The organism is Nosocomiicoccus ampullae (genome assembly GCF_019357495.1).
GTDB classification, from domain to species: domain Bacteria; phylum Bacillota; class Bacilli; order Staphylococcales; family Salinicoccaceae; genus Nosocomiicoccus; species Nosocomiicoccus ampullae.
Genome location: NZ_CP079110.1, coordinates 249,247 through 265,113, shown reverse-complemented (window position 1 = coordinate 265,113; position 15,867 = coordinate 249,247). Strand labels below are relative to the sequence as shown.

The window sequence follows — 15,867 nt, the reverse complement described above, 5'->3', positions numbered from 1 at the left end:
TCACTTTCAATATTCAATCGTATCAACTAACTCTAATAATAGTTCATATATATTTTTTGATAACTGTACGGAGTCATGTCTTAATATACCATCTTCTGTTTTTTGGACGATATTGTCGTATATATACGCGTTAATATTTTTTTCTTTTAACTCGTCTCTACCGATTTTAACTGCTGTGACGCCTTCTTCTTTATATCTTTCAGTGACGAGCTCTTTTGTATTTTCATCACTAGCGATGACATGTTTAATGACATCTTTACCAATATGCTTATGGATTGCTTCAACCGCATCCGCCGCACTCATCGAAATCGTTTCACCTGGTTGTTCAACGATATTACTAATATAGATTTGATGCGCGTTTAAATTTTTTAGCACATTATTAATATTTTTAGGTAAGACGTTCGGCATAATACTCGTATATAAGCTACCTGGGCCATATATTATAAAGTCTGCATTTTCAATGGCTTCTACTGCACGGTTAGAACCGTCTATATTCGAAGGAAGTATATACATTCTTTCGATTTGTTTACTGACTTTTGGAATGTAGCTTTCTCCGATATACATTGAACCATCTGACATTTCTGCAACGAGTTGTGGGGAGAGATTTGTACTTGGAATCACTTTACCTTTAACATTTAAAATCTCAGATAACTTTTCAACTGCTACTGAAAAGTCCCCTTGCATGTCGTACATCGCTGCGATCATTAAGTTACCTAAACTATGTCCATCGATTCTTTCTTTATTAAATCGATATGTAAATAAATCTTTAATGAGTGCTTCTGATTCACTTAACGCAGCAAGAACGTTTCTAATGTCTCCAGGTGCTGGCATGTCAATTTCTGAACGAATTTTACCTGTCGATCCACCGTCATCTGCAACGGTAACAACTGCTGAAATATCGATTGGATAATTTTTAAGTCCGCGCGCAAGTACACTTAGCCCTGTACCTCCACCAATTAAGACAACGTTCATTCTAGCTTTTTTATTCATCGTCTAAAGCCCTATGCACTTCTTTATGAATCGTATTCACTCGATACGTATGTCTTGTTCTTAAATAGTTTGAGATACGTTCAGCTAACGCAACCGAGCGGTGTTGACCACCCGTACATCCAATTGCAATATTTAACTGGGTTTTACCTTCTTTTACATATAGTGGGAGTGTAAAGTTTAATAACTCGACAAACTTATTATAAAAAATGTCAGTATCTTTAAACTGCATAATATAGTTATAGACATCCTCATCTAACCCAGTTTTTGGTCGTAACTCTTCAACATAAAATGGATTCGGTAAAAAACGTACGTCAAACATAATATCCGCATCTTTTGGGATTTCATGTTTAAATCCGAAACTTAAAACGTTTACCGTAAATCCTTCATTACGGTCGTAATTTAAATAGTTAGAAATGTTTTCTTTTAATTTTTTCGTACTTAAATCTGTCGTATCAATAATATATGACGACACTTTTTTAACATCTTTGAGCAACTGACGTTCATTTTGAATAGCTTCAGATAACGTCACATTATCATTTAACGGATGACTTCTTCTTGTCTCTTTATAGCGACTGATCAGCTTACTGTCCGATGCGTCTAAAAAGACAATACTCGTACGCATCTCTTTTTCTGTAATGAGTTCATTGATGACTGGTACGAGTTGACTGAAAAACTTTCTATCTCTTAAATCTATACTTAACGCCACGTCATGCATATGTTCGTTTGTCGACTGCATCATCTCTACAATTTTAGGTAATAACGGGACAGGTAAATTATCGATTGAAAAATAACCCATATCTTCTAAAGATTCTAAAGCAACAGATTTACCTGCACCACTCATACCAGTTAAAATGACTAAGTTTTTCATTAATATCCTCCAAATGACGTTTAAAAAGATGGAACAATCGTTCCATCTTTCATATTATTCTTCAGTAAATGTTGATACATATTCACTTGCGTTTTGCGCTGCGATACTACCGTCACCTGTAGCTGTTACAATTTGACGGAGTGTTTTTTCACGAACATCTCCCGCTGCGAAAATACCTGGCACGTTCGTTTCCATTTCTTCATTCGCAATAACATATCCAGTTTTTTCATTTAAAATGCCTAAGTTTTCGAATGGTTTTGTAAGTGGAACTAATCCGATGTAGATAAATACACCGTTCGTTTCAAAATCATACGTTTCTTCAGTGTTTTTATCATATAACGTGACAGATTCTACAACACTATCACCGTTTACAGATTGAATTTCAGTATCCCAAATAAAGTCCATTTTTTCGTTATTAAACGCACGTTCTTGAAGAATCTTTTGTGCACGTAACTCATCACGGCGGTGTATAACAGTGACTTTATTTGCGTATTTTGTTAAGAAGATACCTTCTTCAACTGCAGAGTCTCCGCCACCGATAACGACTAGATCTCGCTCTTTAAAGAATGCGCCGTCACATACTGCACAGTAACTAATACCTTTACCTGCAAGTTCCTCTTCACCTGGAACACCAATCTTTTTATGTTCAGCGCCTGTGGCTATAATGACTGCTTTTGCTCTAATTTTTTCTGCACCTAAATCGATCACTTTGTAGTTACCATCTAATGTAACAGATTGTACGTCACCGAATTTATATTCTGCACCAAATTTTGTTGAGTGCTCAAACATTTTTGATGATAGTTCTGGCCCAGTAATTAAAGAAAATCCTGGGAAGTTTTCAACGTCTTCAGTGTTTGCCACTTGTCCACCTGGCATTCCACGTTCAATCATGACTGTTGATAATTCAGCACGAGATGCGTATACAGCTGCTGTCATTCCTGCTGGACCAGCACCGAGTATCGCAACATCATAAGTTTTAACGTCTGACATAGTTTTGTCTCCTTTTCTTCGTTAACATCTTTTAATATTATATCTGTTTTTCGCCGGGTGTGTCACTTGTTCTGCTTAATAACGGAAATTGCTTTTTCTAGTTTATGTTTGTGAATTTGATACTTTTCACTTAAGTCTTCAGTCATTAAGCTGTCTGGATAATAGACATATAAATATGCGAGTGCGTACACTTTTCCGGACTGATTTTCGAGTAAGCCATTCATTTCTAAGTGGGTCACTTCATCGATCCACCCGAGCATAATATCATCTCTATTTAAATAGTCAATAGATAAAACCTCTAACCCTTCATGGAGTCTTTCAAATTTTTTATGCTGAAAATGGTTAAATAAAAACGCGGTATATACTTTTTCAAAGTTATTAAAATGATCAATTAAATCCCACATTGGCGATCCTAAAATTACATCTTCTGGACGAATAATACTCGATTTAAACAATCCTAAAATACGTTTATGTGGATCGTCACTTTGTAAATACTCATCGATAATATAATTTAACCTTTCAGTCGCTTCTTCTTTTTTCCATGGACTATGAATTTCATCTAACGGGTTATATAGTTGCATTTCTTTCCAGTAATTTTCGGCTTCTTCAACGTAACCACTATAGTACGCAGATTGACTAAGCGCATGTAGTAACTGAAAATTAACCATATATTTTTTCTTATATAATGGATACAGTAACTGATATGCTTCTTTATATTGCTTTAAAAAGTTTAAAACAAGCCCTACTTTTAAACGATCGTCTTCATCGAGTGGTTCGACGACTTCTAAATGTCTTAGAAATTTTAAATATAAATCTCTTCGGTTCGTGTAGAAGTAAAGTAATGTTAAGTGACTCAATGCATGCATATCTGTTTGATCTTCTTGTAGCAGTTTAGTAAGCACCGCTTCAGCTTCTTCAAATCGATTTAAAAATAGAAGTGCCATTCCGCGCATATTTCTAAACATGCGCTTATTAGATAACTCGTAAGAAATCGTATCTAAATAATCTAAAGACGTTTCAATTAACCCACTCATAAAGTACGTTTGAAACACGTATTGACCGACAAACTCTTCAGCTTCTTCGACGAGTTCTTCGTACGTATAATCTCCAATTGTAAACATCTCAAGTAAATCATCGTAATAGGCATCATCTTTATGAAGGTCTGCGTACATAATACCAAAGAGTAATGCTTTATTGGCATCTTCAATTAAAACATTCATTTCTGAAATCTCGTAGTAAAACGAGGTATCAAAATTCTCTGATGCAAAATGATTCAATATAAAGTTCTCTGCTTTGTCGTATTCACCAAGAAGTGTCAGTAAATAGGCATACTCACTAATATATTCACGCTTTTCTTGTTCATTGAGTGCGCGTGTCATTAAATTTAAAGCTTCGCGGTATTCCCCCTGATGTTTTTTCTTCATCGCTTGACGGTAGTATATGTTGCCGTCATTATGAAGCGAAATGATTTTATTTTTCAATATCGCTTCTCTCCTTTATAATTAATGGATTTCCGTAAGCGAGACTATTACTCGGAATATCTTTTGAAACAACACTACCTGCACCAACAAGCACGTTATCTCCAATCGTGACACCTGGAAGAATTGTGACGTTCGCACCAATCATCGTATTTTTACCGATATTGATGTTACCGATACGATATTCATCTACTAAATATTCATGAGTTAAAAGTGTTGCGTTATAGCCGACAACTGAGTTTTTCCCTATTGTGATATTTTCAGGGTAAAATAAGTCTGGCATCATCTTATACGCGAGACTGACTTTGTCGTCTAACTTCATATTCAGTCCTCGTCTATAGAGTATATGTTTCGCTTTTGTTGACGGTGTGAAGCGCCCAACTTCAACGATTACAAAGTTTTTAACGACGCGTAAAAAAGATATCGTTTTATACATATTCCATAATGGATTTTCTTTTTTTGATGGAAAACGATCTAACTTTCTCATACGTTATTTCCTCTTTTTCTTTTTGTTAAATGTTTTAAAGTTTCCGTACACGTCACCATATAATGGCAAATCGTATTTTTTATTTCTATAAATCCATAATACAATTCCTAAAATAATCAACGATAAACTCATCACTTGCGCAGTACGAAGAAGTCCGAAGATCATTAAACTATCTGTACGCATTCCTTCAATAAAGAATCGTCCTATTGAATAGTAAATTAAATATAATAAAAACGTCTGTCCGATTTTTAACTTTGGTCTTAATAGAATTAATAATACAATTCCTAAAACGTTCCAAATTGACTCATATAAAAATGTTGGATGATAGTATATACCGTCGATATTCATTTGGTTAATAATAAATTCTGGTAAGTGAAGTTTCTCTAAAAATTCACGAGATACTTCTCCGCCATGTGCTTCTTGGTTAATAAAGTTCCCCCAGCGGCCAATTGCTTGACCAAGTAGTACACTCGGCATCAACATATCTCCAAATTGAAAGAGACTATAATTATGTTTCTTTGTATAATAGAGTCCAGCTAAAAATCCACCGATTAAGCCTCCGTGAATCGCCATACCGCCTTCCCACACTTTAATCACGTCAGCAGGATGTGATAAGTAGTAGTTTAAATTAAAGAGTACAAAATATAATCTCGCTCCAACTAAAGAAAAGATTATAATGTAAAACATCATATCTGTTAACGTACCATCTTCAAATCCTTTTTTAACCATTTCATGATTGGCTAAAAAGTATGCACATAACATCCCTGTAAATATTAAAATCCCGTACCAATAAATATCAAAGCTACCGATACTTATCGCTACTCGGTCGATCGCAAAAATCATAATGACTGTGTACCTCCATCATTCTTACTTCTAATATGCGCAATTAAACGCTCATTAAATTCTCTCGCTGCACTGACGCCCATTTTTTGAAGTCTAAAATCCATCGCAGCAACTTCTATAATATTCGATACGTTACGACCAGGACGTACTGGAATTAACTTACTTGGTATCTCTGAGTCGATAATTTTAATCGTTCGCTTATCGAGTCCTAATCGGTCATATTCTTTATCTTCTTTCCAAAACTCTAAATGAACATTTAACATAATCCGTTTTTCGTTTAAAACAACGCCAGCACCAAATAGCGTCATAACGTTAATAATACCGAGTCCTCTAATTTCTAATAAGTTTTCAATAAGTTTCGGAGGTTTCCCCATTAAAACACCGTTCGCGATCTCTTTAATTTCAACGTTATCATCTGCAACGAGTCGGTGCCCATTTTTAACGAGCTCTAGTGCTATTTCACTTTTACCGATTCCACTTTCTCCAGTAATTAATACACCGATACCATAAACATCCAACAGTACGCCGTGAATGTTTGTTTCTGGTGCGAGTGATATTTCTAAGAAGTCTGTTAAGTAAAAGACTAGATTTGTTGTCGTAAGTTCTGTTTTTAATAGTGGAGTGCTCGTTTCTTTACACGCTTCAATAATTTCTTTTGGTGGTTCGTAACCGTCAGTAAATATAATACACGGTGTTTCATCTCGACATAATAAATATGCGCGCTCACGTTTTTCCTCATCTGTCAGTTTATTTATAAAAAACGTCGTTTCAGTCGTACCGAATAGTTGAATTCTCTCACTAGAATAGTAAGAGAAGTATCCTGTAATTTCTAATCCAGGACGCGACACGTCAATACTTGTTACAGCTTTATGTATACCTATTTCACCAGTAACGACTTCAAATTTAAATCTCTCTATCACATTACTAACTGTTAACATATTGTACCTCTTTGAAAATTGATATTACTTATTATAACAAAAATAGGATAAGTAGACGCTTGCTACTTATCCTATACTGATTTAATTATACTGTATGAAGTGTCACTGAACCAACTTTAGTACTTGCTTCAATCACAAGTCCCGCTTCATCGGTATCGTTAATAATCATAATTTCTTTAAGTCCTAAATCTGAAGGTTTCATATCTCTAATATTTAGTCCAGGTGGGTAGTTAATTTGACCCATCACTGTATTAAGTCGACCTTCAACTTTACGATGTGCCGGTACTTCTACGTTGATGCTTCCCATGTTCGTTGCAATTTTCGCTTCACGTGTGTCTTCATTTAACGATAATCCAACTGAACCATTCGCTTTAATTTCAATTTCTTCTACATCTAAATCACGTGTAGAGATTGCACCAAGCATTGAAATTAACTCTAAATCCGTAAATGTACTGTCGAGGACTTCTAAGTTTCCTCTAGACGTACGTAAGAATGCAGTTTTTGCTGTAAAATCTTCCGTCTTAATATTACCGTTTAAAAGATCAACGGATAAGTCTTTGACAAGTAACCCTTTAATATCGACGTTACCATTTGAACTTGAAACGATTAATCGATCTAATGCTTCACTATTAACTTCTAATACGATGTTCACACGAGCACTACGTAAAGGTGATACGATTTCTAAATTACCATCTTTTACTGAACAAAAGATTTCCTCAAAATAATTACGTTTTTTGTCGAGTTGTTTATAAAATGATGTGATTTCAAAACGTGCTGCTGTCACACCTTCAGTCGGTCTAATTTCTACGTTACCATTTGTAACATCTAACGTAATCGATGAGAAATCTTCATCGATAGTTTCGATTAACTTATTTTTCGCACCTTCTTGAAAAATCGCATCAATGTTTCCTACTTTTGCTTTATCGAAAATACTTTCTAGCGTGTTTAAAATATCTACCGCACCTTTAGATACTTTTGTTTTGTTTCGAACATCTTGATACGTTTTTTGTGCATTTTTTTGAATCACTTCTGGATCTAAATATTTACCCACTTCGTCGGTCATATTTTCAAAGAATTTAAATAGACTATTGTCATTATCAGTTTTGTCGTTTGTTTCATTGTTATGCTCTTCGTAGTTTAATGCGTTCATTAAATCAATTGCTTCTTTAGTCGTAATTTGACCTTCTTCTAGCATTTTTAAAATGCGTTCTTTACCATTCATTTCACTTCAGCCTCCTGATGGTTTCGGTTTAACCATTTATTTAGGTGATAGCCAGTGTAGCTTTCTTTTGTTGCCATAATATCTTCTATTGTACCATGCGCAACAATTTCTCCTCCACCGTCACCACCTTCAGGTCCTAAATCGATAATATGATCGGCGACTTTGATCACGTCTAAGTTATGTTCGATAATGACGACCGTATCTCCGTTGTCCACGAGCCTTTGAATGACTTTAATGAGTCGTCTTATATCTTCAGAGTGAAGCCCAGTCGTTGGTTCGTCTAAAATATATAACGTTTTACCATTTGAGCGCTTTTGAAGCTCACTTGCAAGTTTCACACGCTGCGCTTCACCACCAGATAACGTCGTTGCAGGTTGGCCAAGTCTCACATAACCTAATCCAACGTCTAATAGCGTTTGAAGTTTGCGACTTATTTTTGGGATATTCTCAAAGAATTTAGATGCTTCTTCAACTGTCATCTCAAGTACGTCAGAGATATTTTTGTCTTTATATTTAACTTCTAACGTTTCTCTATTATAACGTTTACCATGACATACTTCGCATGGTACGAAAACGTCTGGTAAGAAGTGCATCTCGATTTTTAATATACCGTCACCTTTACACGCCTCACAGCGTCCGCCTTTTACGTTAAAGCTAAATCGTCCTTTTTTATATCCACGCACTTTTGCTTCATTCGTTTCAGCAAACACGTCACGGATATCATCAAAAACACCAGTATATGTCGCTGGATTACTTCTTGGTGTACGACCAATTGGTGACTGGTCAATATCGATAATCTTATCTAAGTGTTCTGCACCGGTAATTTCTTTAAATTCACCAGGAACAACTTTTGAACGATATAACTCTTTATGAAGTCCTTTATATAATATTTCATTCACTAGCGTACTTTTACCTGATCCAGATACACCCGTCACAACGTTTAACACGCCGAGTGGAATATCGACATCGATATTTTTTAAGTTATTTTCTTTTGCGCCTCTAATCGTAAACTTCTTATTTGATTTTGTTCTATAATTTTCAGGTAGTGGAATTTCTTTTTTACCACTTAAATATTGTCCAGTAATTGATTGTTTGTTTCTCATGACTTGTTTTGGAGTACCTGACGCGACAATTTGTCCACCATTTTCTCCAGCACCTGGACCGATATCAATTAAGTAATCACTCGCAATCATCGTATCTTCGTCATGCTCAACGACGATTAACGTATTTCCTAAATCACGCATTTCTTTCAATGTTGCGATGAGTTTATCGTTATCGCGCTGATGTAAACCGATGGACGGCTCATCTAATATATACAGCACTCCACTTAACATCGAACCAATTTGAGTCGCGAGTCGAATACGCTGCGCTTCACCACCAGATAACGTACCGCTTCTACGGTCTAACGTTAAATAACCGAGTCCAACGTTTTTTAAGAATGTCATTCGGTCATTAATTTCTTTTAAAATTGGATCTGCAATGGCTGCGTTTTGCTCTGTTAACTGTAAGTGATTAAAAAAGTTCAGTGCATCATTTACAGATTGATCAACCGCTTCACCAATATGTCGATCGTTAATTTTTACTGAACGTGCTTCTATATTTAATCTATACCCATCGCACGTTGGACAATCTGTTTCACGCATATACTGTTCCATTTGCTCACGCGTATAGTTTGATGGACTTTCTCTATACCGACGTTCTATGTTGTTTAAGACACCTTCAAATTGAATCGTACGTGTGCGTTTCGCACCGTTTCTTTGTGTAAATGTCACGTCTAATTTGTCTTCATGGCCATTTAAAATAATCTCTTTTTCTTGTTTTGTTAAATCTTTAAATGGTGTATTCATATCGATATTAAAGTGTGCGGTCACTTGTCTTAAGAGATTTGGATAATAGTCAGAGCTAATTGGCTGCCATGGTTTAATCGCACCTTCTTCTAGCGTTAGTGAATCATCCGGTATGACAAGTGATTCGTCAACTGACCATTTTTTACCTAAACCATCACACGTTGGGCATGCACCAAAGGGACTATTAAATGAAAATAGTCTTGGCTCGAGTTCGCTAATCGTAAATCCACATTCCGGACATGAAAAGTTTTCTGAGAAGTGAATGTCTTCACCATCGATGACATTTGCGACTGCATTCCCATCACTTTTTTCTAATGCGATTTGAAATGAATCAGATAGTCTCGCTTCAATTCCTGGTTTTACTCCTATACGGTCGATAACGATGTCGATATCGTGTTTCTTATTTTTGTTTAATTCAGGTACTTCTTCGATATCATACATTTCACCATCGACGATGACTCTCGCATAACCTTCTTTACGAAGGTCTTCAAATATCTTTTTATGTTGTCCTTTTCTACCACGTACAATTGGTGAGAGTAACTGAATACGTGTACGTTCTTCTAATTCCATAACTGTGTCGACCATTTCTTCAATCGTCTGACTTTTAATTTCTATATTATGATACGGACAAAACGGTGTCCCAGCGCGTGCATATAATAGTCTTAAATAGTCATATATTTCAGTAATTGTAGACACAGTAGAACGCGGGTTGTTACTCGTCGTTTTTTGATCGATAGAAATCGCTGGAGAAAGCCCCTCGATTTTATCGACATCTGGCTTGTCCATTTGCCCTAAAAACTGTCTAGCATACGCACTTAAGCTTTCTACATAACGTCTTTGACCTTCAGCGTAAATCGTATCAAACGCGAGTGACGACTTACCTGAACCAGATAAACCCGTCATGACGACGAGTTTATCTTTAGGGATATCTATATCTACATCTTTTAAGTTATGCTGTTTTGCTCCTCTAATTTTTATATATTTATTGTTCTTTTCACTCACACACATTTCACCCTTCTGCTTCTAACTCAAATAGCGCATCGCGAAGTTCTGTTGCGGTTTCGAAGTCTAGGTTTTTCGCTGCTTCTTTCATATCTTTCTCGAGCTTTTCTTTTAATGCTTCGCGTTCTTTTTTCGTTAATTTAACTGTACCTGATTGTTCGATATTTTTATCTTCTTTAATTTCAACTTCAGCACTAATCACGTCACGAATATCTTTTTTAATTGTTGTTGGTGTGATGCCGTGTGTTTCGTTGTATTCAATTTGAATTTTACGACGACGTTCTGTTTCATCGATTGCAACTCTCATTGAATCTGTAATTTTATCGGCATACATAATCACGTGTCCCTCACTATTACGTGCGGCACGTCCAATCGTTTGTATTAACGAACGTTCTGAGCGTAAAAATCCTTCTTTGTCTGCATCTAATATCGCAACAAGAGATACTTCTGGTATATCTATACCCTCTCTTAATAAGTTAATTCCTACTAATACATCATATTTACCGAGGCGTAATTCTCTAATGATCTCTATACGCTCTAACGTTTTAACTTCACTGTGTAAATACTGTACTTTAATACCTGCTTCTTTTAAATATGTCGTTAAATCTTCAGACATTTTTTTCGTTAATGTCGTAATTAAGACACGTTCATTCTTTTCAATTCTTTGTTGAATTTCATTAAGTAAGTCATCGATTTGATGTTCTGTTGGACGGACGTCTATTGTAGGGTCAAGTAATCCCGTTGGTCGAATGATTTGCTCAACCATTTTGTCTGTATGTTCTAACTCATATGGACCTGGTGTTGCAGATACATATAACAGTTGTTGTGCTTTTTCTTGGAATTCGTCAAATTTTAACGGACGATTATCTAGCGCAGATGGTAATCTAAACCCGTGGTCAACGAGTACTTGCTTACGTGCTTGGTCTCCGTTATACATTCCGCGAATTTGTGGGAGTGTCACGTGCGATTCGTCTATCATAATGACAAAGTCTTTAAAGTAATCGAGTAACGTATACGGTGTACTACCTAGTGGGCGTAAAGTTAAATGGACTGAATAGTTTTCAATTCCTGACGTAAAGCCCATTTCTTTCATCATTTCTAAATCGTAATTTGTACGCTGCTCTAATCTTTGTGCTTCTAGTAACTTATCATCATCACGTAGTTCTTTTAATCTTTCTTCTAATTCTTTTTCAATACGTTCAATTGCGACTTCCATTTTCTCATCACGCGTTACGAAGTGAGATGCTGGAAACAGCACAAAGTGTTCACGTTCACTTAATACTTCACCACTAATAAAATCAATTTCTCGAATTCTATCAATCTCATCACCGAAAAATTCAACACGAATACACTGATCGTCTCGTGCTGCTGGGAAGATTTCAACGATATCACCGCGTACTCTAAACGTTCCACGACCAAATTCAATATCATTTCTTTGATACTGTATATCTACGAGTCGTCTTAATAATTCGTTACGCTCAATTTCCATTCCGACACGAATATTTAACCTTAAGTTTTGATATTCTTCTGGGTTACCTAAGCCATATATACAAGAGACTGAAGCGATAATAATCACGTCGTCTCCTTCAAATAACGCACTTGTCGCTGAGTGACGAAGTTGGTCAATTTCGTCGTTAATCGACGCGTCTTTTTCTATGAATGTATCTGTTGATGGCACATACGCTTCTGGCTGATAAAAATCATAGTAGCTGACGAAATATTCAACTCTATTATTTGGGAAAAATTCTTTAAATTCACTATATAATTGTCCTGCAAGTGTTTTGTTATGCGCAATAATTAAAGTTGGCTTACCAACTTCTTTAATCACTTGACTCATTGTAAAAGTTTTACCAGTACCTGTTGCACCAAGTAATGTTTGGTGTTTTTGACCGGACTTAATTTGTTCTGCGATTTCTTTTATTGCTTGCGGTTGATCACCGGCAGGTTCAAAGTTTGAAACAAGTTCAAATTCTGCCATAATGTACCTCCAATTAATTGTCTTATATCTATTTTACATGATTTTTCTAGAAATAAAAAAGAAATGACCGAACGCGTGTTTGTCATTTCTTATATATCATCTTTATGATCTAAATTGTAAACTTCAACTAATATATACCCAATCACAATACTTAATGCATCGAGATATATGACCCAATCTGAATTATAATAGCCACGACTCATAGATATTGCAAACATTATAAACGTCAACACAATCGCAACGTAACGATTCCTCGTAATTGTTGTAAATAAAACAACAGTAAACGCAGGAACTATCATTGCCATCATGTACCAAAATACATCTAAGTTATTCACTATCTAAAATCTCTTTTGTAATATTTTTTAATTCAGACTCAGGAATTGTATGCTCTTCAGTCATTTCTACTAAAATATTGTCTAAAAAATCTTGAACTGAAACGAGATGGTCGAATCGTTTAATTGTGCCGAGTGCTTCTTCGTATATTTCGAAAAATAATGGTTCGGGATTTCCTTTTTGGATTTCACCATAAGATTCATATAGTAAGTCTATCTTGTCAGCGACAGAAAGTATTTGTCCTTCAAGACTACTATCTTTACCTTCTTTAAAACGATTTCGGTAGATTTCTTTATATTCTTCTGGAAATTCTTTTTCAATAAAGCTAACAGTCATTGTTTCTTCCACTTTTGAAAAAAGATTATTTAACTCTATCGAAGAATACTTCACCGGAGTTTTAATATCTCCAGTAAATATTTCTGGATAGTCGTGATTTAACGCCTTTTCATATAATGTTTTCCAATCCACATGTTGACCGTGATGTTCTTCAACTGTTCCAAGGTATTGTGCAATTTTTGTTACTTTAAAACTATGTGCAGCAACGTTATGCTGTTGAAACTTAAACTTACCCGGCAAGCGTGTAAGCATTTCTAAATCATTCAAACTTTTAAAGTACTGATGGACTCCCATAATTACTCATCCTTTACATATTGAATATAACTATCTAACGTCTTTTTCGATATTTCTCCAACATATGTTTTAACTATTTTACCATCACTATCAACAAAAAGTGTTGTCGGGATAATAATAAGTTGTAAATCTGTCATAAAATCTTTTTCATCTTTCACATTATAAATTGGATATTGAACGTCAAATTCTTCTAGAAACTGATCTCTCGACTTTTTGTTATCTTGTACATTTAATCCAACAAGCATTGTATTATCTGGTAACTCTTTTTTATAAAAGTCATTTAAGTCCGGTGTCTCATTCCGGCAAGGATTACACCAAGAGGCAAAGAGATTCACAACTGTGACTTCGTTATTCTTAATAATGCTTTCTAAACTCTCATCTCCAGTGACAGCATTAAAGTCATACTCATTTAACTGTGCACCCTCTGCTTTATCATTTTTAACTGATTCATTATCGGATATTTTACTTGCCTCTTCTTCTTTTAAAACGTCACTAGAAAACGTAATCACTGTATATATACTAAACGCTACAATTAAAAATAAGACAATACCTATTAACACTTTAATCGATTTACTCAACCTTTTACCCCCTTATCTATTTTATTATATTAAAAAAGCACCCTTTCGGGTGCTTAAATTACTTATATATTAGTGAATAAAGTTATGTGATGAAACTTGTGATGCTGGAATTGTACGATACGTAGCAGTTCCAACGCTACCATTCCATCCCATTTCTGAAACTGTAATTGAACCGTCACCGTGGATAGATTCAACGATCGCAACGTGACCAGAGCCACCCGCACCGTTAGATCCAGCGTAACTTTGTGCAATTGCACCAACTGAAGGTGAATTACTTACTGTAAATCCATCAGCTGAAGCACTTGCTGCCCAGTTGTTTGCGTCTCCCCACATGTTACTTACAGGTTTACCAAGAGCTGCACGTTGTTCAAATGCATACCATGCACACCAACCGTATAAATAATGGTTCGTTTGTCCAGCAAAGTTTTGTGAAGCGTTGTTCACAGGAGCTGATGCTGCTGGTTGATTTTGTTGCTCAGCTTGTTGAGCTTGTTGAGCTTCTTGTTCTGCTGCAAGACGCTCTTGTTCTGCACGCTCTGCTTCTGCTACTGCTTGTGCTGCACGTTTAGCTTCTGCACGTTCTGCTGCAAGACGCTCTGCTTCAGCTTGTTCAGCTGCTGCACGCTCTGCTGCAACACGTTCTTGTTCAGCGCGTTCTGCTTCCTCTACAGCTTTAGCTGCTGCTGCGCGTTCTGCTTCTACACGCTCTTGTTCAGCGCGCTCTGCTTCTGCTACTGCTTGAGCAGCTTCAGCACGTTCAGCTTCTACACGTTCTTGTTCTGCACGCTCTGCTTCTTTTACAGCTTGTGCCGCGTTTCTAACTTCAGCTTCTGCTTCTTCATTAACATTTTGTGATTCTTCAGCTACTTCAACTTCGTTGTTTTCTTCTACAATTTCTTCAGTTTCTACTGCGTCTTCTGAGTTTGCTTCTTCAGTAACTTCTTCGACTACTACGTTGTCTTCTTCTACAGCTTCAACGTCGTTGTTCTCTTCTACAACTTCTACTTCTTCGACTGCACCTTCTAATACAAGTACTTGTCCAACTGTAATTAAATCACTTGATAATCCGTTTAGTGCTTTTAACTCATCGATTGATACGCCTGTTGCTCTAGCGATTGAGTAAAGTGTATCGCCTGCTTCTACAACATATGCACCTGAAGCTGCTGGTACTTCTACTTCTTCGACTTCAGCGTTTTCAGCTGGTAATTCTACTTTTTCAACTTCTTCGACTTCTACTTCGTTAACAGCTGGTGCTGATGCAACTTCTCCACCAACGTTTAACACAAGTCCTGGATGAATTAAGTCTGAAGATAAGTTGTTTAATGCATATAACTCATCTAAAGATACACCAAATTGTTCAGCGATTGACCATAATGTGTCACCTGATCTTACAGTGTATGAACCTTCTGCATCTTCTTCGTATGTAACTTCTGCATCTAAGTCATAAGTTAATACGTCTTCAGGTTTAATTAAGTCACTCTTAAGGTTATTTGCTTGTTTAAGCGCCTCTACTGTAGTTCCAACTTCGTTAGCAATACCCCAAAGAGTGTCGCCTTCTTTTACAATAACTTCTTCAGCGTTAGCTGTTAATGATGTACCTGTTAATGCTGTAATAGTTGCAACTGAAAATACTGTCTTTTTCATAGTATCGATTTCCTCCTGCGTTCTATCAAATAGTTTTTA

Annotated in this window: 14 protein-coding genes; all 14 read right to left on the bottom strand. The window is 36.0% G+C overall.

Annotated elements, in window-relative coordinates:
• Positions 1-6 precede the first annotated feature (6 nt).
• Positions 7-990 (bottom strand): gluconeogenesis factor YvcK family protein, encoded by a 984-nt coding sequence (locus tag KPF49_RS01390; RefSeq protein WP_183673312.1) that lies wholly within the window; start codon positions 988-990, stop codon positions 7-9.
• Complete coding sequence (gene rapZ / locus KPF49_RS01385; protein WP_183673310.1) at positions 983-1,858, bottom strand: RNase adapter RapZ; 876 nt, start codon at positions 1,856-1,858, stop codon at positions 983-985. The genes KPF49_RS01390 and rapZ overlap by 8 nt, the downstream gene beginning before the upstream one ends.
• 54 nt (positions 1,859-1,912) lie before the next feature.
• Positions 1,913-2,848, bottom strand: a complete 936-nt coding sequence (gene trxB, locus KPF49_RS01380; protein ID WP_183673308.1) for a thioredoxin-disulfide reductase — start codon at positions 2,846-2,848, stop codon at positions 1,913-1,915.
• 62 nt (positions 2,849-2,910) lie between these two features.
• Positions 2,911-4,329 carry a tetratricopeptide repeat protein gene (locus KPF49_RS01375; protein ID WP_183673306.1) on the bottom strand — a complete coding sequence of 473 codons (1,419 nt, stop codon included), beginning with the start codon at positions 4,327-4,329 and terminating at the stop codon, positions 2,911-2,913.
• Positions 4,319-4,813: an acyltransferase gene (locus KPF49_RS01370; protein WP_183673304.1), complete on the bottom strand. Its 495-nt coding sequence runs from the start codon at positions 4,811-4,813 to the stop codon at positions 4,319-4,321. The genes KPF49_RS01375 and KPF49_RS01370 overlap by 11 nt, the downstream gene beginning before the upstream one ends.
• Positions 4,814-4,816: 3 nt before the next feature.
• Positions 4,817-5,656: a prolipoprotein diacylglyceryl transferase gene (gene lgt, locus KPF49_RS01365; RefSeq protein ID WP_183673303.1), complete on the bottom strand. Its 840-nt coding sequence runs from the start codon at positions 5,654-5,656 to the stop codon at positions 4,817-4,819.
• A complete protein-coding gene (gene hprK, locus KPF49_RS01360; RefSeq protein WP_183673301.1) occupies positions 5,653-6,594 on the bottom strand; it encodes an HPr(Ser) kinase/phosphatase in 942 nt (313 codons plus the stop codon). Before hprK ends, lgt begins: the two co-directional genes overlap by 4 nt.
• Before the next feature lie 85 nt (positions 6,595-6,679).
• A complete protein-coding gene (locus KPF49_RS01355; RefSeq protein ID WP_183673299.1) occupies positions 6,680-7,816 on the bottom strand; it encodes a DUF4097 family beta strand repeat-containing protein in 1,137 nt (378 codons plus the stop codon).
• Positions 7,813-10,665, bottom strand: coding sequence for an excinuclease ABC subunit UvrA (gene uvrA, locus KPF49_RS01350; RefSeq protein ID WP_246562762.1), 2,853 nt, complete (start codon positions 10,663-10,665; stop codon positions 7,813-7,815). The genes KPF49_RS01355 and uvrA overlap by 4 nt, the downstream gene beginning before the upstream one ends.
• 7 nt (positions 10,666-10,672) lie before the next feature.
• The gene (gene uvrB / locus KPF49_RS01345) at positions 10,673-12,643 is read right to left on the bottom strand and encodes an excinuclease ABC subunit UvrB (RefSeq protein WP_183673295.1); all 1,971 of its coding nucleotides are present in this window, start codon (positions 12,641-12,643) and stop codon (positions 10,673-10,675) included.
• Between the two features lie 89 nt (positions 12,644-12,732).
• Positions 12,733-12,978: a DUF2198 family protein gene (locus tag KPF49_RS01340; RefSeq protein WP_246562760.1), complete on the bottom strand. Its 246-nt coding sequence runs from the start codon at positions 12,976-12,978 to the stop codon at positions 12,733-12,735.
• A complete protein-coding gene (locus tag KPF49_RS01335; protein ID WP_183673293.1) occupies positions 12,971-13,606 on the bottom strand; it encodes a YfbR-like 5'-deoxynucleotidase in 636 nt (211 codons plus the stop codon). The genes KPF49_RS01340 and KPF49_RS01335 overlap by 8 nt, the downstream gene beginning before the upstream one ends.
• A 2-nt stretch (positions 13,607-13,608) precedes the next feature.
• Positions 13,609-14,184, bottom strand: a complete 576-nt coding sequence (locus KPF49_RS01330) for a TlpA family protein disulfide reductase (protein WP_183673291.1) — start codon at positions 14,182-14,184, stop codon at positions 13,609-13,611.
• 69 nt (positions 14,185-14,253) lie between these two features.
• Positions 14,254-15,828 carry a LysM peptidoglycan-binding domain-containing protein gene (locus KPF49_RS01325; RefSeq protein ID WP_183673289.1) on the bottom strand — a complete coding sequence of 525 codons (1,575 nt, stop codon included), beginning with the start codon at positions 15,826-15,828 and terminating at the stop codon, positions 14,254-14,256.
• Between the last annotated feature and the right edge of the window lie 39 nt (positions 15,829-15,867).

Coding starts and splice junctions, on each gene's coding strand:
- trxB (WP_183673308.1), bottom strand. CDS start 2,848: ATGTCAGACGTTAAAACTTATGATGTTGCGATACTCGGTGCTGGTCCA.
- KPF49_RS01325 (WP_183673289.1), bottom strand. CDS start 15,828: ATGAAAAAGACAGTATTTTCAGTTGCAACTATTACAGCATTAACAGGT.
- KPF49_RS01390 (WP_183673312.1), bottom strand. CDS start 990: ATGAATAAAAAAGCTAGAATGAACGTTGTCTTAATTGGTGGAGGTACA.
- rapZ (WP_183673310.1), bottom strand. CDS start 1,858: ATGAAAAACTTAGTCATTTTAACTGGTATGAGTGGTGCAGGTAAATCT.
- KPF49_RS01370 (WP_183673304.1), bottom strand. CDS start 4,813: ATGAGAAAGTTAGATCGTTTTCCATCAAAAAAAGAAAATCCATTATGG.
- KPF49_RS01335 (WP_183673293.1), bottom strand. CDS start 13,606: ATGGGAGTCCATCAGTACTTTAAAAGTTTGAATGATTTAGAAATGCTT.
- KPF49_RS01355 (WP_183673299.1), bottom strand. CDS start 7,816: ATGAATGGTAAAGAACGCATTTTAAAAATGCTAGAAGAAGGTCAAATT.
- lgt (WP_183673303.1), bottom strand. CDS start 5,656: ATGATTTTTGCGATCGACCGAGTAGCGATAAGTATCGGTAGCTTTGAT.
- hprK (WP_183673301.1), bottom strand. CDS start 6,594: ATGTTAACAGTTAGTAATGTGATAGAGAGATTTAAATTTGAAGTCGTT.
- uvrB (WP_183673295.1), bottom strand. CDS start 12,643: ATGGCAGAATTTGAACTTGTTTCAAACTTTGAACCTGCCGGTGATCAA.